The following is a 15,594-nucleotide window of genomic DNA, read 5'->3' on the forward strand; positions in this document are numbered from 1 at the left end:
ACTTCCGTGCGTGAGGATCCCGGGTGCGCTGCTCATCGTCCTGCTCGCCGCCGCCGGCGTCGTCGTTCCGGTGGCCCGGGCCGAGGCGGACCCGCCGCCCTGGACCGGGCCGCTCAGCACCCGCGGCCGGTACATCGTCGACGCGCACGGCGACCGCTTCAAGCTGAAGGCGGCCAACTGGCACGGCGCGAGCGGCACGTGGACCGGCTCCGGCGACGTGACCGACCCGGCGAATCACCACGCCGGCGAGATCGCCTACCAGACCCCGCTCGGGCTGGACCGCGCGTCCGTCGACACCGTCATCGACGGGCTCGCGCGGCTCGGCCTCAACAGCGTCCGGCTGCAGTTCTCCAACGCGATGCTGCACGACACCCGGCCCGTCCCGGACCTGGCCGCCAACCCGGACCTGCACGGCTTCACGCCGCTGCAGGTCTACGACCGCGTCGTCGAGCGGCTGACCGCGCGCGGGTTCGCCGTCGTCCTCAACAACCACACCACCACCTCGCGCTGGTGCTGCGGGCTCGACGGCAACGAACGCTGGAACACCGCGCAGACCGAGCAGCAGTGGCAGGACGACTGGCTGTTCATGGCGCGCCGCTACGCCGCGAACAAGCGCGTCGTCGGCGCCGACCTGTACAACGAGGTGCGCCGCAACACCTTCGACGACCCCAACTGGGGCTGGGGCAACGGCACCGACTGGCAGCGCGCGAGCCAGCAGGTCGCCGACCGCATCCTCACCGAAGCGAACCGCGACCTGCTGATCTTCGTCGAGGGCATCAACTGGACCGGGCTGCCGATCGACGGCTTCCCGCACGGCCGGCCGACGCTGGAACCCGCCCGGACGCTGTCGCACACGCTCGTGGACTCGGGCAAGCTGGTCTATTCGGCGCACTTCTACGGCTACACCGGGCCCAACCACTCCGGCGCGACCGGCGTCGGCGAAACGCACGACCCGCGCTACCGCGACCTCGCACCCCAGCAACTGCGGGACGTGCTGTACCGGCAGGCGTTCTTCGTCTCGGCCGACACCGGCAAGCACTACACCGCGCCGCTGTGGATCAGCGAATTCGGCGAAGGCCGCAACACCACCGACCCGGCGTCACGCGCGTTCTTCGAAAACTTCGTGAACTACCTCGCCGAGACCGACACGGACTTCGCCTACTGGCCCGCGGTCGGCTTCCAGACCGACGGCTCCGGCGACGGCTGGGCCCTGCTCGAGTACGACCCGGCGGGCCGCCGCATCGACGTGCTCGACGGCACCGATTGGCGCGGCCCGGCCTGGCAGCGGCTGATCTCGGCGCCGTCCCGGACCGGGCCGATCCCGGCCTCGGAACACTGGTCGATGCTGAACCTCGACTACGGCGACTTCCCGGCGTCGCGCCAGGTCCGGGCGCTGCCGGACTGGAACTCCGGCGCCCGCAAGGGTGTCTGTCCGGACGGCCAGCGGCTCGCCGGCCTGGCCCACACCGGCAACCGCGGCCTGTGCACCGGGACGCTCCCCGCCCCGGCCGGGTACGTGGTCGTGCGCGACGAGACCTACGTCGACACCGACTGGGCGTCCGGCTACACCAAGACGCAGTGCCCGCCCGGCCACGCGGTCGTCGGGTACAGCGTCCAGGGCGCGGCCTTCTCGGCGGTGTTGTGCGCCCGGTCGGCGACACCGCTGGGCCGCACGGGCCGCACGGTGTGGTTCGACCGCGGCGACAACCGGCCCTCCGGCGACCCCGGCGGCGACTTCGCGACCGGCAACTACAAGGGCCAGTGTGCGCCGGGGGAATACCTCGCCGGCGTCGCCTACACCGGCCGGATCGGTTCGAGCCGGACACCGGACGCGCTGCTCTGCCGGTCCTAGGGCCTGCCCTCGAAGCGAGTTTCGCGACGATCGTGTCCGCCAGCTTGCTCGCCCGCGCCGGTGGCACCTTGAACTCGCGGGCTTGCCGGTACGCGCGCCCCCGTATGCGCCCAAGCTGCTCCTCGGCCCACGGGATTCCCCGCGGCTCCGCGGGATCGACGCCCACCACCGCGCTGTCCGGCTCGTCGGTGGGCGGCGCGAACCGCCGGAATCCCCGCTTGGTCCAAGCGCGGATCGTGGACGCGCCCTTCCGGCGGCGGAAATACGCGCGGCACCGCTCCGGGAACAACCCCAGTTCATCGGGTGCGACGTCGGCCACCACCTCGCGCGCCAGATCGACGACCACACGCCGGTCCGCACCTGGCTTACCCATGACGCAACCGCCCTCCGCCGGTACACGACAATGCCGTTATAGCGGAGTGGCGCCCATTCGTCACACCACGTCAATGCGCGTGAATCGGCTCGTGAACCGAAGGGGAATCACCGGCAAAGCGCCGCGGCGGGAATTCGATCCGTCAGCCGATCATCAAGCCGTCCGGGCGGCCGGTGCCGTTTCGTCCGCCAAAGCTCGCTCGGCGCGCAACGCGATGCGCAGGTTGAGCCGTTCTCGCGGGTCGTCCAGGCGCGCGCCGAACAGGGTGCGCAGCCGGCGGAGGCGGTTGCGGGCCGTTTGCGGGTGGATGCCGAGCCGGGTCGCGACTTCCGGGGCGCCACCGCGGGCGTCGAGCACCGCCGCGAGGGTTTCGGCGAGCGTGCCGCGCCGGTTCCCGGGCAGCCCGGCCAGGGGTGCCAGGCTGTGCGCGGCGAGTGCGCGGGTGAGCGGCTCGTCCGCGAACAGGCACTGCGTGGTCAGGTGGTCGGGCCAGCGGAGGACGCCGTCGCGAGGGAGCACGCCGCGGTCCCGCAGTGCCCAGGCCCGCCGGGCCCAGCGCAGCGAGGTGGCCGCCTCGGCCGGGGGGACGGCCGGTCCGGTCGCGGCCGGGCCGTGGCCGAGCAGCCGCGCCGGGTCGGGGTGGGCCGGGAGGAGCAGGTACGGCGGTTCGGCGGTGAGGTCGGCGAGCAGTCCGGGGTCGCACGGGGCGATGCGTAGGCCGGGCGCCACGACGACGGCCAGCACGCGCTCGGGCGGCGGCCACTTCGCGCGCGCGGCCAGGTCGGTCCAGGGCCGGCCGGCCATCAGTTCGCGCAGCAGGTCCCGTCGCAGGTCGGTGGCGGACGGCGGTTGCGCGGCCCGGAAGGCCTCGGTCGACAGGCGGCTCAAGACGTCGACGCACCGGAGCAGGGCCTCCACCCCGGCGGCGACGGCACCCGGGTGCGCCAGGCGGCCCAGCTCGGCCACGATCGGAAGGCCGCCGCGCCCGCCCGCCCGGTAGGCGCGCGTGAGCCGGTCGAGGTCGCCGCCCGCCGCGTGCTCCGCGACGCCGGCGCGGCGGAAGGCGTCCGCACCCGCGGCGATCCCGGCGGGGACCGGCCGGGAGCCGCGCACCAGCGCGGCCACGAACTCCGTCGCGCTCGCGTCGAACAGTGCGGCGTGCCGGGGGACGGCGTGCCGGACACCGGCGACGACCGCGCGGGCGATCGCCGCCACGACGCCGTCGGGCAGGGGCTGGGGGACGGTCATCGTCGACCTCCGGAGCGGGCGGGCATCGCTGGCGCGCCGAGTCTGGGCGGCGAGAGCCGCTGCCCGCGTCGATGAATACACGTATTTCCGGCTGATCGGCGCAACGGCGGTTGGGCCACATGGACACGAACACCGCGACCGATCAAGATGGGAAGCGGAGGCACGGTGGACGACGGCGGCGTGAGCGCGCGGCGGGACCTGACGAGTTACGTGGGCCGCGCCGAGGACGAAGCCCAGGTGCGGCGCTTGCTGGGCGCGAGCCGCCTGGTCACGTTGACCGGTCCCGGTGGCGTGGGCAAGACCCGGCTCGCCTGCCGGGTCGCCGGCTCGGTGACCCGGGCCTTCTCCGACGGCGTCGCGATGGCCGGGTTCGCCGGGTTGCGCGACGGCACCCTGGTGACCCGCACGCTCGCCGACTGCTTGGGCCTGCACGACACGGCCGCCCGGACCGCCCGGGACACCGTGCTGGCCCACCTGCGCGACCGGCGGATGCTCCTCGTGCTGGACAACTGCGAGCACCTCGTCGCCGACTGCGCCGAGCTGGTGGGCGTCCTGCTGCGGCAGTGCCCGGGCCTGGTGGTCCTGGCGACCAGCCGGTGTTCGCTCGGGGTCGCGGGCGAGCGGATCGTGCCGGTGACGCCGCTGGCCGTCCCTCCGGAGAACGCCCGGACCGTCGCGGACGCGGTCGCCTACGACGCGGTCCGGCTGTTCGCCGACCGGGCGGCCGAGGTGCTGCCGTCGTTCCGGCTCACCGAAGGCGACGTGGCGTCCGTGGTGGCGTTGTGCCGGCAGCTGGACGGCCTGCCGCTGGCCGTCGAGCTCGCCGCGGCGCGCACCCGCGTGCTCTCGCCCGGGCAGATCGTCGCCCGGATGGGGGACAGCCTGGCGCTGCTGACCACCGGCGCGAGGTCGCTGCCGGAGCGCCACCGCAGCTTGCGGGCCACCATCGAGTGGAGCCATTCCCTGTGCACGGACGTCGAGCGGGCGGTCTGGGAGTGCTGCTCGGTCTTCGCGGCTGCGTTCGACCTGTCCGCCGCCGAGGACGTCTGCGCGGTTCCCGGGCTCGATGGCTTCGCGGTGCTGGACGCCGTGGACGGACTGGTCGACAAGTCGGTGCTGCTGCGCGTCGGAGGAACGAACGGCATTCGGTTCCGGATGCTCGAGGCCCTGCGCGAGTTCGGTCAGGAACGGCTGACCGCCACCGGGACCGCCGAGGTCGTGGCCCGGCGGCACCGCGACCACCACGCGCGGCTGCTCGGGCAGGCCGGCGCCGAGTGGTTCGGCCCCCGGCGCGACGACTGGTTCGCCCGCCTGTCCGACCGGCACGCGGACCTCCGGGCGGCGCTGTCGTGGTCGCTGCGCACCCCCGAGGAGGCCACGGTCGCGCTCCGGATGGCGAGCGACGTGATCGAGTACTGGATGGCCCGGGGTGCCGCGTGGGAGATCCGGGAGTGGTTCGATCGTGCGCTCGCCGTCGCGCCCGACGACGCCCCGGGGCGAGCGACGGCGCAGGCCCGCGCGGCCTTGTGCGCCGCCCTGCACGCGGATCTGGACGGGGCCAGGCACCGGCTGAAGCTCGCCGAAGCCGGCAGCGACGACGACGCGGTGCCGTACATCCGCCACGCGCGGGCCTTCGTGGCGCTGCTCGCGGTCGAGCCGCGTGCGCTGGAGAACGCCGCCGAGGCCGTGCGGATCTTCGGTGCCCGGGGCGAGCCACGCCATCAGCTGCACCCGCTGTTCATCCAGGCGGTGGCGACGGCGTTCCGCGGTGACCTCGCCGGTGCGCGGCGCCTGCTGGACCGGATGCTGCGGCTGTGCGAATCGGGGCAGGACGAGTCCTACCGGTCCATGGCCCTGTTCGGACGGGGCACGGCCGAGATCCTCTTCGGCGGTGACCTCGGTGTCGGGGAACGCGCGATGCGCGACGCGCTGGAGATCGACCTGCGGGGGCCGGACGTGCTGTCGGCGGCGTACCGGGTGGACGGGCTGGCGTGGGCCTCGGCCAAGCGCGCGGACTGGCCGGGGGCGGCGAGGTTGTTCGGCACGGCGGCGACGTTGTGGGACCGGTGTGGAGCGGAGCCGGACATCGCGGTGTCGCTGGCCCACCGGGAGCTGCTCGCGGCCACTCGCGACGCGCTCGGCGAAGCGCGGTTCGAGAAGGCGTTCGCCGAGGGACACCGGCGGAATCCTCACGACATCCTGGCACCCGAGGCGCCCACGGCTCCGGAGTGCGAGGAGGCCGCCGGGAACGCGGTCCTGCCGCCGCTGACCCGGCGCGAGTCGGAGATCGCCAGGCTGGTCGCGACCGGGTTGAGCAACCGCGAGATCGCCGTCCGCCTGGTCATCGCCCAGCGGACCGCGGAAACCCACCTCCAGCACATCCTGAACAAACTGGACCTCGCGAACCGGACCCAGGTCGCGGTCTGGGTGAACGAGCGGCTTGCTTCCCGGACGGGACGCGGATCCGGGCCGGGGTGATCGGCTCGGCCATGGCGTCCGTCGGCGCATGAGCCGCGCGTGGTCCCATCGAATGGCCCATCACGGCCAGCCGGTTCCGGTCCACCGGGTCTTCGGCCTGGCTCGAATCCGCGACGCAATGCAGCGCCGCGCCCTGGGAGGCGAGCCGCGCGGACGTACCAGGCGATCGCGGCTTCGGACTCGAGGAACCCGGCGCGACGGCGACGGCCCCGAATTTGCTTCCCGCCACCGAAACCCCGGCCGGGACCGGCCTTCTCCGTCATGATCGCGCAGCGGGCCCGTCCCGGAAGCGGCCGGGAAACCAGCGGTCAGGGCGCCGGGACCCATGGCGTCCCTCGGCGCATGAGCCGCGCGTGCACCCGGGTTGTCCCTGCGTGCACCGCGCCTACCGGAACGGTGCCCCGGCCGGACAAGGTCGGACCATGACGAAGCTGAGCGCCGAGCAGATCGCCCGGCACGCCTACGCGGCCGGGTTCCGCGGCCAGGGCCTGACCACCGCGGTCGCCGTCGCGCTGGCCGAGTCCGGCGGGCGGACCACCGCGCACAACGCCACCCCGCCGGACGATTCCTACGGGCTCTGGCAGATCAACATGCTGGGCGCGCTCGGCCCGGACCGGCGCCGCCAGTACCACCTGAAGTCCGACGACCAGTTGTTCGACCCGGACACCAACGCCCGGGTCGCGAACCGCATCTCGGGTGACGGCCACGACTTCACGCCCTGGTCGACGTACACGAACGGGGCGTACCAGCACCACCTGACGGCCGCGCGCAAGGCCGCCCAAGACGTCATCGAGCACCACGGCCAGCCCCAGGCACGAGGAGGGGGCAGCCCGCTGCGGGTGGACGACGCGGTGCTGCACGCCTATGTGCACCGGACCCGGCACGTCGCCGACGCGCTGGGCACCGCGACCGGGCAGCTGCGCGACGTCCGCGAGATCGCCCGCGACAGCTTCGGGAAGGTCGGCGAGGAGTCGGGGTTCGCCGACGCGCTGGCCGGGTTCGGGCTGGCGCTGCAGCGGCAGGTCAAGGGCGTCGGCGCGCACGCCGACGGGCTCGCGTCGGCCGCGGGGAAAGCCGCGAAGTCCTATCGCGACCACGAGACGGCCACCGCCGCCGCGCTGAACGGAAAGGGCTGACATGGACACCGACGCGCTCGCGCGCTCCTTCGCGAAGGACCTCATCGCGCACCGCAACAAGCTTGCCGGCAAGGCCGAAGACGCCATCCGCGCCGAGTACGCCCTGCACCAGGTGGCGGGGGCGCTGGACGCCCAGCACGACGCCTACCACAAGGAAAGCGCCACGGTCCTGGACCACTGGCACGGCCGCGGCGCCGACGGCTTCCGCCACCACAGCGCGAAGCTGACGAAGGAGCTGCGGATCACCGGTGGCGCCGGCGCGGCGGCGGAGAAGGTCGTCGCGCACGTGGCGTCCACAGTGGACAGCGGGCACACGGCCGTGCAGCGGCTGGTCGACGAGTACACCGCCCAGGCCAAGCAGGTTCTCGACGCCGGTGTCGCGGCCGGGACGCAGGCGGCGCTGATGCGGGCCGTCGGGCACGCCGCGGACCTGGCGCCGCGGTACACGCGGCAGTCGGCGTCGACGCTGCGACAGGTCGATGCCGAACTCAAGGCGGCGGCGAAGAAACTGCACGAGCTACGGAAGGACCTGACCCACGACGGGGTCGGCGACAAGGCGGTGAAGACGACGCACCCCAGCAAGGTCCCGGGCCGGCGCCGGGAGATCGTCCACGCGGCGAGGAAAGAACTGGGTACGCGCGAAAACCCGCCGGGCAGCAACCGGAACCCGTACGGGCCGACCGCCGCGTGGTGCTCCTCGTTCGCGACGGCGATGTGGCGCAAGGCCGGGGTGAAGATTCCGGTGCTGCCCTTCAGCGGTGACGTCTACCACTGGGGCGAACGCAACGGGCACGCCTACGGCAAGCACGCGCTGCACGAAGCGAAGCCGGGAGACGTGCTGATCTTCGGCACCGGCCCGCAGAACACGTCGACGAGCACGCACATCGGCATCGTCGAGAAGGTCGAAGGGAACCAGGTCACGATGATCGAGGGCAACTCCGGGGACGCCGTCCGCCGGAACACGCACACGCTCTCGGCGTCGACGTTCTACGGAGGGGTCCACCCGTGATCACCGGAAAAGCCGCCGACCGGACGGTCGCCGTCGAGGTCGCGCCCGGTGGGGCGCTGCGGGAGCTGACCCTGGAAGCCGCGGCGCTGCGGCTGGAGCCGGCCGAGCTGGCGCGCCGGATCCTGGTGCTGACGGCGGCCGCGTCGGCGCGGGCCACGGCTTCCCTGTGGCACACCCGGGACGGGGTGGCCGCCCTCGGCCTGCCGGAGCCGGGGGAAGCCGCGGAAGAGACCACACCGGACAGCTGGCGGGCGCAGTGACCAGGACGGCCGTGGAGCTGGCCGACGACGCTTTCGCGGCCCCGGAGCCGGGATACGGGGCTCGGCTGGCGGCGATCCGCGCTTCCGCGGCGGATGACGGCGTTTCCGTGGTCGTCGACCTGCACGGCGCGCTGGTGGACCTGCGGTTCGACCGGTGGGCGCCGGACCGGTCGCCGGGGGAGCTGGCCGAGGTCATCCGGCGGCTGTCCGCGGAGGCGGGTGCAGCTGCCCTGCGACAAGGCCGCGAGCTGCTCGGGGACTTGCTGCCGGACGAACCCAGGACGGCCGCGCGCCCTCGCCGCCGGCCGCCGGAGCCCGACGAGGACACCCTGGTCCCGGCGACCTGGGCAACGTGACAGCGGGTCGTGGGGGGGGTGTGGGGGGGTGTGTGCGCCCAACACAAACACCCCCCCCCGCGCGGGGCGGGGGGCGGGGGCGGGGGGCAGCCGGCGCCCCCCGCCGGGCCCCCGGCCCGGGGCCAAGCGCCCGGGGGGGGGGTGGGCTGCGGGGGGTCAAACCCCCCCCAACCCCCCCCCCCACGAGCCGCGGGAGACTGCTCAGCGGACGTCGTCGACCATGCGCGCCAAGCGGTCGGCCAGCCAGGCGCCGTCGGCCGGGGTCACCGTCACCCACGGCTCACCGCCCACGTCCTCCGGGATCACCGCGTACCGGCCGGCCGCCGTGTCGAACCAGGCCAGCACCGGGCTCCGGCCCGCCGGGCCGGTCGCCGCCAGCTGGCCGGCCGCGTACCGCTGCGCCGTCACCAGCGTCGCCAGCGGTCGGACGGCGCGGCCGGTGATCCCGGCCGTGCTCAGCGCCCGCTCGAACGCGTCGTACCCGCTGCGCGCGTAGGCGTCCATCGCCGCCGAATACGCCGCACGCGGCAGCCGCAGCTGGTCACCCGGGCCCGCCTCGAGATCGCCCACCATCCGGGCCACCGCGGCGACCACGCCGTCCGGGCGCACCGGCTCCAGCACCACGTCGCGGTCGTCCAGCACGGCGAGCACGCCGGCACCGGCCCGCGCCGCCGCGAGCAGCCGCCACGGCGCTTCACCCAGCACCAGCGCGTCGACGCTCACCGTCGGCGAACCCAGCAGCACGACCAGGTCCGCCAGGTCCGGGTCGACGTCGTCCCCGTCGGTGAACCCGGCCTCGGCGAGGCCGGCGAACACCTGGACGCCCAGGTCGTCGCGTTCAGCGTACGTCGCGCCGTGCGACGGCACGTCGAACGGGTACGGCGGTGGCCCGCCCGGCCCCAGGTCCTCCCAGAGGAGATCGAATTCCAGATGCGACAGGATCACTCCCGCCGCCGTCGCGGTGCGCCGCGCCATGGTCCCCCTTCCCGAGCCGAGTGGCCGCCATCGGGCACGATGGTGCCGATGGCCGAGCCGCAGTCGTTGGACGTCCCCGCGAGCGGGTACCTCGTCGTCCGCGCGTCCGGGGCGGCGGCCGCGCGCGCCGCGATCCTCGGCGGCCGCAAGGACCCCGAGGACGTCCAGCTGCTGCTGCGCTGTCCCGTCCCGCGCGCGGTCGCCGAATCCGGCGCGAAGCTGACGTTCGCCGACGCGACGCTGCACCTGCAGCCCTCCGGCGTCGTGATGCTGACCGTCGCGGCGGCGAAGCTGTCGATCTCCTTCGCCGAGCTGCGGCCGCTGATGTTCCGCCCGGTCGAGGTCGAGGCGCCGCTGCGTTCGCTGTTCGCCGGCGCCGTCGCGCACGTCGTGGCGGCCGGTCCGCGGCTCGACCCGCACGGGCTCGCGCACCACCTGCTCGGCCTGGCCGAACTCGTGCTGCGGAGCGCGCTGCGCGTCGAACTCGACCGCGTCGACGCACTCGCGGCCCGGCGGCGCGAAGCCCTGGAGTACATGCGGGCGCACCTCGGCGAGCAGTCGCTCGGCGCGGACAAGATCGCCGAGGCGCTGTACATCTCGCGACGGCGGCTGTACCAGCTGTTCGACGACGGCCAGGGCGTCTCGGAACGGCTCAAGGGCCTGCGGGTCGACCGCGCGAAGGCGTTGCTGGCCGACCCGGCGAAGGCGGGACGCGGGATCGCGGAGATCGCGCGGGACTGCGGGTTCACCAGCGCCCCGCACTTCTCGCGGACGTTCCGCCAGGCGACCGGCCGGACCCCACGCGAGTTCCGGGAGCGGGCCCTGCGGGGGTGAGGTCGACGCCGGCGACGAGCGTCCCGGCCAGGCCGGCGACCTCCAGCCAGCCGCGGCCGCCGGGGGAATGCAGGGTGAACACGGCCGCGCGCGGCCGGTCCGGGTCGAGCACGACGGCCTGCAGCTGAGCGCCGGAAAGGCCGATCCGCTCGACGATCACCACCGGGTAACCACGGCCGGTGCGCGCCTCGCTGACGTCGCGGATACCGGGGGTGTGGTCGGCGAGGAAGTACCCGAGGCCGGCGGCCTCGCCCGGGTTGTCGACCGGGACGACCCCGGCGATGAGCAGGGCGGGATCGGCGTCCCGGTGTTCGACGAGGGCCAGCAGCCCCGCCCGCTGCTCGTGGGCGACCTCCGCGCACTGGACGGCGGCGGCCTCGAGGCCGAGGTCGCGGGCGGCGTCGGGACCGCGCAGCCGGGCCATCAGGACGTGCAGCTCAGCCGTGGTGCGCTCGACCGAGTCCAGGTTCACCGGGGTGATCCCCGGAACGGCGGGCAGTTTCACCGGCCACCCAGTGCGGTGGCGAACGCGCTGACGGCACCCGGCGGCGGCGTGACCGGCACGACGGGCGTCTTCGCGACGGTCACACCCAGCTCGCGCCCGACGGCCGAGAAGGTCTCCAGATGGGTCGCCATCCCGGAGAAGCCCGGCGCTTCAGGCAACGGGGCTCCGTCGCCGAGGGCGCTCAGCCGCTCGGCGACGCGGGTCGCTTCGGTGTTGTGGGCGCGTTCCAGGTCGCGGGCTTCGGTGAGGACGCGGTCGAGGTCGTCCTGGCGGGCCGCGAGCCGGGCGCGGGCTTCGGTGAGGTTCGGCTGGGTGGTGGGAGAGAACTGGGCCTCGGTTTCGGCTTGCTCGACGTCGTCGTGCGCGGCGGTGACGGCTTGGCGCGCCACCGTGGCGCGCCGGTCGAGGTCGTCGGCCCGGCGGTGGTTCGCGACGAGGCTGCCGGCCCAGTCTTCGAGGACTCCGGCGGCGGCGCGGAGAGCGTCCCGGGTGGCGGACAGGCCGGTGGCGGCTCGTTCGGCGCGGTCCGCGAGTGCTTGCGCGGACCGGCCGGCCCACTCGGGGATCGGCCCCGGGGAGTGGATTTCCTCGAGCCCCGCCGCGGTGGCGGTGCAGCGGCGGGCGGCTTCGGCCACCGCGTCGGGGCTGCCGGGGACCGGGTCGAAGCCGAGGCCGCGGAACTCAGCCATGGCCGCGGCCCAGCCGGCCGGAAGCAGGGCTGCCGGGCAGGCAGGCCGACAGGCGCGCGGCGCGCTTCCGGTCAGCCATCGGCACGGCCCAGCTCTTCGGCGGCGGCAGCATCCGCGGCCCGGTAAGCCTTCGCGGCCGTCCGGACACCCGTGGCCACGCCGGCGAAGTCCGTTCCCACCGCTCGTATCCTGCCCGACCACTCGCCGGTCAGCGCGGCGAGCGCCGCCGAGACCGGTGCCGGCCCGAGGTCGTCCGGTGCCGCCAGCGAGTCCGCCGCCGAGCGGTACTCGTCCGCCGTGTCCTCCAGGCGCAGCGCCAACGCGTCGAGGGCCGACGGGTCGGCGTGGAAGCCGGTCATTCGCCGAACACCGGCGGATAGGCCGGCGGGAGGTCGTCGAGCAGGTCGTAACCCTTCGCGTACTTGTCGCGGTGCTCGGTGTCCTCCTCGCGCCGCGGGCCCTGGCCCGGCGGGTACATGCCGTACCCGCCCGCCGGGCCGCGGCCGCTCGTCCCGCCCGGTCCGAAGCCCGCCGTCCCGGCTCCGAGCCGGCCCGCTCCGGCTCGGCCGCCTTCGCCGAGCGCCCCGGCGCCCGGCGTTCCGGCCACGGGAACGCCCGCGAAGCGGGGGCCGTAGCCGGAGCCGGCCGCGGCCGGCGAACCCGGCCCGGCGGCACCGATGACCCCGTCGAGTGCGCCCGGGATCCCGGCGCCGGTGAACGTGGGCGGCAGCGCGGACGCCGTCGACGTCGAATCGTCCGGTCCGGCACCCGGCACGTCGTGGAACCCCTCGTTCGGCGGCGAGGGTGGAGTGCGCGGGACCGGAGGGGCGGGCGGATCGCGGGGGACCGGCGGCGCGGGCGGGGTCCGGACCACCGGTGGCCGCGGTGCGGAACCGGCGCCGGCGGTCACCGCTGGGGCCGTGTCGAACTCCGGGGGCAGCCGGTGGCGGACGTCGTGGCTCGCGCTCTCGTACTGTTCCATCACGCGGACGGCCGCGGCCTTGGCGTCGTCGGCTTCCTTCTTCGTCGGCAGCTTGTCGTCGAGCAGGTCGTTGAGCATGTAGGTGCCTTCGGGGCCGTCGAGCCGCTTCACGGCGTACCCCTGCCGGAACCACCGCTCGGCCCAGTAGTGCACCGGCTCGGGCATCCGGTGCCGGGCTTCGGTGACCACCGACGTGTACGTGTCGAGGCCGGCGCCGACGCGCTGGGCGTTGTCGCCCACCGTCGCCGCCCAGCCGGTCAGCCGGTTCACCGATTCGGTGGCCTGGTCCGCCGACGGCCCCTGCCACGACTCCCGCAGCTTTCCGACCAGCGCCGACACCTCGTCGGTCGCGGAGCTGACGCCGGCGGCCACCTCCTTCCACCAGGCGGCGTGCTGGTCGAGTTTCGCCGGGACGGCCGACTGCACCATGTCCCACAGTTCGCGGTGCTCGTAGCTGTCCCAGTTGATCCGGCCGAACGTGGCCTCGCGGTTGTTGACCGCCTTTTCCCGGCGGACACGCCGGGCCTTCACCCGCTGCCGGGCGGTCGGGGCGTGGTGTGTCGAGTAGAACTCAGGCATCCGCTTCCCCCGTCGGCAGCGCGGCCGCGGCCTCTTCGTCGTTGCCCTGGTGCATCGTCACGACGGTGTCGAGCGTCTGCCGCAGCACCGCCAGCTCAGCCAGGTACGACTGCAGCGCGGCCTGGACCCCGCCGGCCTCGGCGCCACCGCGCACCGCGAACGAGCGGCGCATCCAGTGGGCGACCGGTCCCTTGCCGTCTGCCAGGCCGGTGTCGAGGGCGCGGGCCGTTTCGAGGTGCCGGCTCAGCTCGTCGTAGCGCTCGTCGATGGCCCGTTTGACGTCTTCGACCCCGTCGTAGTGGAGTTCGATGCCGCCGGTGCTCGCGGCGGTCACCGGCCCCGCGATGACCAGCTCATTCGTCTCGCGTTGCCGCTCCGCGCGCAGCTGCCGCCGCGCGTCGGCCTCGTCGCGCACAGTCGCCATGAAAAAAAGGTCCTCCCTCGCCGCCCAGGCGTCCATCCTGGCCAATGCCGGCGGCGTTGAGAAGAGCGACCCACCCGGGTGCACGGGTGGACACGAAGACTGCACGGGCGGATAGGGCGGGCGTGGCGACGCATGGTCGCCACCCCTCACTCGATCGAGGGAGACGCGGCTCGAACGGCTCAGTGGCGGCCGCGGCGGGAGGCGCTGCGGGCGAGTGCGTCGACACGCTCGCGGACCCGGTCGTCGGCGCGGTAGACCGCCAGCAACGCCCGGATCCGGGTGTTGGCGTCCGCCCCGTCGTCCACGCGGCCCTGGCGCAGCACCCGGGCGTCGTCGGGGTGCAGATAAACGCTCACCCGGTGCGCCGTGACGGTTTCGGAGGTGAGGATCCGCGGGTCCTCGTGGTGTTCGGCATCTGGGTCGCCGGCGTCGTCTGCCCGCTCTCTGCTGGCCATTTCGTCCTCGTTTTGTCGGCACGGTTGATCACTCCTTTCGAGTCTGATCACGTGGGGCGGGAATGACCAGACGGCCATTGGAGTGACAACCCGGCGCGTCGCCCACTTGTCCCAGTCGCCACGATCGGGGCAGGCCAGGGTGCGTCCACAAGCTACTCGACCGATTAAGCAAAACCGCGGGAAAGTGTTTTGACGCATTCACGTGAAATCGTCAAACACAATGGTGTAATTGCGCCGATGTGACGAATGGCGACGAGAAACACTTCATTTCCGCGGTTTCGCGCCTACAGTTCACCTCGTCGTTGCCCCCCTTTGATCGGAGAAGACCGTGGCTCTCGAAAAGATGTCCGACCAGTTCCAGGGACTGCCGATGGAATCGCTCATCGGCGGTCCGCTGACCGCGGCCTGCAACGCGCAGGTGATGCTCGCCAACTCCACCGCCACCTACATCAACACCGTCGGCTTCGACCGGCCCGCGGACGGCCCGGTCACCGACCCGGCCGGCTTCGCCCGGCTGCGGACGGTGAAGTTCGCCTTCCAGCGCCCGCGCGAAGTGCCGCCCACCGGGGACGCCGGCGGCGACGGGCAGGCGGTGACCGAGGACGTCAGCCTGTCGGTGCCGTTGCTGTCCATGGTCCCGGTGCCGAACCTGCAGGTGGACACCGTCGACGTCGCGTTCGACATGGAGGTCAAGTCCGCCGAGCAGTCGAAGGACAGCAAGGACGTCGAAGCCTCGCTTGACGCCAAGGGGGAAGGCCGGATCGGGCCGTTCAGCCTCTCGGTGTCGGTGCACGGCAAGGTCGCGACCCACCAGGAGAACACCCGCAGCTCGGACAACTCCGCCAAGTACCACGTGGCGGTGAAGGCGACCAACCACGCGATGCCCGAAGGTCTCGCCCGCGTCTTCGACATCATGGCGACCTCGATCGCGCCGGTGACGACGGTCATGCCGGACAAGCCCGCCGACAAGGCGGTCGCGGCGAAATGAGCTCCGAGACCGTCGCGACCATCCTGCGGGCGCTGCACCACGCGGTGCTCGACGCCCAGCGGCTGGCCGAAGAGGAGCACGTGCGGCAGCTGCGCCGGCACACGCTCGACGAGTCCGGCGACACCCGCGCGCCGCAGCTGCTGCCCGTCACGATCCCGGGCACCCTGCCCGAGGCCGAAGACCAGGAGATCCAGGTCCCGGTGCTCGCGCTCGCGCCGCCGCACCCGCTGCGGATCCACGACCTGACCGTCAGCTTCCGCGCCCGGCTGCTCGGTCTCGGCGCGGTCCCGGACGCGCCGGCCGCCACGGCTCCGCTGCTGGCGTCACTGGGTTCGGGAACCGAGGGCGACGTCGCCCAGTTCAAGGTCACCTTCGAGACCGGTGAGCGGCCCGAGGCGTTCGCCCGGCTGCTCGACCGGATGACCACGAACAACGTGCCGTGAAAGGAGAA

17 protein-coding genes are annotated in these 15,594 nt (G+C 73.7%); 9 read left to right on the forward strand and 8 right to left on the reverse strand.

What is annotated here, in order from left to right:
* The first annotated feature begins 28 nt into the window (after positions 1-28).
* Positions 29-1,852 (forward strand): cellulase family glycosylhydrolase, encoded by a 1,824-nt coding sequence (locus AB0M30_RS17975; protein WP_364585161.1) that lies wholly within the window; start codon positions 29-31, stop codon positions 1,850-1,852.
* Positions 1,853-2,378: 526 nt separating this feature from the next.
* Here the strand turns inward: AB0M30_RS17975 and AB0M30_RS17980 are convergent.
* Complete coding sequence (locus AB0M30_RS17980; RefSeq protein WP_364585126.1) at positions 2,379-3,473, reverse strand: helix-turn-helix domain-containing protein; 1,095 nt, start codon at positions 3,471-3,473, stop codon at positions 2,379-2,381.
* A 165-nt stretch (positions 3,474-3,638) separates the two neighbouring features.
* Here AB0M30_RS17980 and AB0M30_RS17985 point away from each other — a divergent pair, with 165 nt between their 5' ends.
* The 5 genes from AB0M30_RS17985 (at position 3,639) to AB0M30_RS18005 (ending at position 8,712) form a co-directional block, all read left to right on the forward strand.
* Positions 3,639-5,951: a LuxR C-terminal-related transcriptional regulator gene (locus AB0M30_RS17985; RefSeq protein ID WP_364585127.1), complete on the forward strand. Its 2,313-nt coding sequence runs from the start codon at positions 3,639-3,641 to the stop codon at positions 5,949-5,951.
* A gap of 422 nt (positions 5,952-6,373) precedes the next feature.
* Positions 6,374-7,087 (forward strand): transglycosylase SLT domain-containing protein, encoded by a 714-nt coding sequence (locus AB0M30_RS17990; RefSeq protein ID WP_364585128.1) that lies wholly within the window; start codon positions 6,374-6,376, stop codon positions 7,085-7,087.
* 1 nt (position 7,088) lies between these two features.
* On the forward strand, positions 7,089-8,096 hold the full coding sequence (locus AB0M30_RS17995) for a CHAP domain-containing protein (RefSeq protein ID WP_364585129.1): 1,008 nt from the start codon (positions 7,089-7,091) through the stop codon (positions 8,094-8,096).
* On the forward strand, positions 8,093-8,356 hold the full coding sequence (locus AB0M30_RS18000; protein WP_364585130.1) for a YbaB/EbfC family DNA-binding protein: 264 nt from the start codon (positions 8,093-8,095) through the stop codon (positions 8,354-8,356). The genes AB0M30_RS17995 and AB0M30_RS18000 overlap by 4 nt, the downstream gene beginning before the upstream one ends.
* Complete coding sequence (locus AB0M30_RS18005; protein ID WP_364585131.1) at positions 8,353-8,712, forward strand: hypothetical protein; 360 nt, start codon at positions 8,353-8,355, stop codon at positions 8,710-8,712. The genes AB0M30_RS18000 and AB0M30_RS18005 overlap by 4 nt, the downstream gene beginning before the upstream one ends.
* Positions 8,713-8,913: 201 nt before the next feature.
* Here AB0M30_RS18005 and AB0M30_RS18010 read toward each other — a convergent pair whose 3' ends face one another.
* Positions 8,914-9,687: an ESX secretion-associated protein EspG gene (locus tag AB0M30_RS18010; RefSeq protein ID WP_364585132.1), complete on the reverse strand. Its 774-nt coding sequence runs from the start codon at positions 9,685-9,687 to the stop codon at positions 8,914-8,916.
* 48 nt (positions 9,688-9,735) lie between these two features.
* On the opposite strand from AB0M30_RS18010, the gene AB0M30_RS18015 reads away from it, so the two are divergent.
* The gene (locus AB0M30_RS18015; protein WP_364585133.1) at positions 9,736-10,521 is read left to right on the forward strand and encodes a helix-turn-helix transcriptional regulator; all 786 of its coding nucleotides are present in this window, start codon (positions 9,736-9,738) and stop codon (positions 10,519-10,521) included.
* On the opposite strand, the gene AB0M30_RS18020 is transcribed toward AB0M30_RS18015, so the two are convergent.
* From AB0M30_RS18020 to AB0M30_RS18045, 6 genes are all read right to left on the reverse strand, one after another.
* Positions 10,433-11,026, reverse strand: coding sequence for a hypothetical protein (locus AB0M30_RS18020; RefSeq protein WP_364585134.1), 594 nt, complete (start codon positions 11,024-11,026; stop codon positions 10,433-10,435). The genes AB0M30_RS18015 and AB0M30_RS18020 overlap by 89 nt on opposite strands.
* Positions 11,023-11,715 carry a hypothetical protein gene (locus tag AB0M30_RS18025; protein WP_364585135.1) on the reverse strand — a complete coding sequence of 231 codons (693 nt, stop codon included), beginning with the start codon at positions 11,713-11,715 and terminating at the stop codon, positions 11,023-11,025. The genes AB0M30_RS18020 and AB0M30_RS18025 overlap by 4 nt, the downstream gene beginning before the upstream one ends.
* A gap of 71 nt (positions 11,716-11,786) precedes the next feature.
* On the reverse strand, positions 11,787-12,074 hold the full coding sequence (locus AB0M30_RS18030) for a type VII secretion target (protein WP_364585136.1): 288 nt from the start codon (positions 12,072-12,074) through the stop codon (positions 11,787-11,789).
* Positions 12,071-13,276 (reverse strand): PPE domain-containing protein, encoded by a 1,206-nt coding sequence (locus AB0M30_RS18035; RefSeq protein ID WP_364585137.1) that lies wholly within the window; start codon positions 13,274-13,276, stop codon positions 12,071-12,073. Before AB0M30_RS18035 ends, AB0M30_RS18030 begins: the two co-directional genes overlap by 4 nt.
* Positions 13,269-13,700: a hypothetical protein gene (locus AB0M30_RS18040; protein ID WP_364585138.1), complete on the reverse strand. Its 432-nt coding sequence runs from the start codon at positions 13,698-13,700 to the stop codon at positions 13,269-13,271. The genes AB0M30_RS18035 and AB0M30_RS18040 overlap by 8 nt, the downstream gene beginning before the upstream one ends.
* Before the next feature lie 179 nt (positions 13,701-13,879).
* Positions 13,880-14,155 (reverse strand): hypothetical protein, encoded by a 276-nt coding sequence (locus AB0M30_RS18045; protein ID WP_364585139.1) that lies wholly within the window; start codon positions 14,153-14,155, stop codon positions 13,880-13,882.
* A gap of 328 nt (positions 14,156-14,483) precedes the next feature.
* Between AB0M30_RS18045 and AB0M30_RS18050 the strand changes: the two genes are divergently transcribed.
* Both AB0M30_RS18050 and AB0M30_RS18055 read left to right on the forward strand, forming a co-directional pair.
* A complete protein-coding gene (locus tag AB0M30_RS18050) occupies positions 14,484-15,143 on the forward strand; it encodes a DUF2589 domain-containing protein (RefSeq protein ID WP_364585140.1) in 660 nt (219 codons plus the stop codon).
* Positions 15,140-15,586, forward strand: a complete 447-nt coding sequence (locus AB0M30_RS18055; RefSeq protein WP_364585141.1) for a DUF2589 domain-containing protein — start codon at positions 15,140-15,142, stop codon at positions 15,584-15,586. Before AB0M30_RS18050 ends, AB0M30_RS18055 begins: the two co-directional genes overlap by 4 nt.
* The last annotated feature ends 8 nt before the right edge of the window (positions 15,587-15,594 follow it).

Source organism: Amycolatopsis sp. NPDC051716 (assembly GCF_040681595.1).
In the GTDB taxonomy this organism is placed as follows: Bacteria; Actinomycetota; Actinomycetes; order Mycobacteriales; family Pseudonocardiaceae; genus Amycolatopsis.

Excerpts from the sequence above, each read along its gene's own strand:
- AB0M30_RS17980 (WP_364585126.1), bottom strand. The coding sequence starts at position 3,473 with ATGACCGTCCCCCAGCCCCTGCCCGACGGCGTCGTGGCGGCGATCGCC.
- AB0M30_RS17990 (WP_364585128.1), top strand. The coding sequence starts at position 6,374 with ATGACGAAGCTGAGCGCCGAGCAGATCGCCCGGCACGCCTACGCGGCC.
- AB0M30_RS17995 (WP_364585129.1), top strand. The coding sequence starts at position 7,089 with ATGGACACCGACGCGCTCGCGCGCTCCTTCGCGAAGGACCTCATCGCG.
- AB0M30_RS18010 (WP_364585132.1), bottom strand. The coding sequence starts at position 9,687 with ATGGCGCGGCGCACCGCGACGGCGGCGGGAGTGATCCTGTCGCATCTG.
- AB0M30_RS18015 (WP_364585133.1), top strand. The coding sequence starts at position 9,736 with ATGGCCGAGCCGCAGTCGTTGGACGTCCCCGCGAGCGGGTACCTCGTC.
- AB0M30_RS18025 (WP_364585135.1), bottom strand. The coding sequence starts at position 11,715 with ATGGCTGAGTTCCGCGGCCTCGGCTTCGACCCGGTCCCCGGCAGCCCC.
- AB0M30_RS18030 (WP_364585136.1), bottom strand. The coding sequence starts at position 12,074 with ATGACCGGCTTCCACGCCGACCCGTCGGCCCTCGACGCGTTGGCGCTG.
- AB0M30_RS18035 (WP_364585137.1), bottom strand. The coding sequence starts at position 13,276 with ATGCCTGAGTTCTACTCGACACACCACGCCCCGACCGCCCGGCAGCGG.
- AB0M30_RS18040 (WP_364585138.1), bottom strand. The coding sequence starts at position 13,700 with ATGGCGACTGTGCGCGACGAGGCCGACGCGCGGCGGCAGCTGCGCGCG.
- AB0M30_RS18045 (WP_364585139.1), bottom strand. The coding sequence starts at position 14,155 with ATGGCCAGCAGAGAGCGGGCAGACGACGCCGGCGACCCAGATGCCGAA.
- AB0M30_RS18055 (WP_364585141.1), top strand. The coding sequence starts at position 15,140 with ATGAGCTCCGAGACCGTCGCGACCATCCTGCGGGCGCTGCACCACGCG.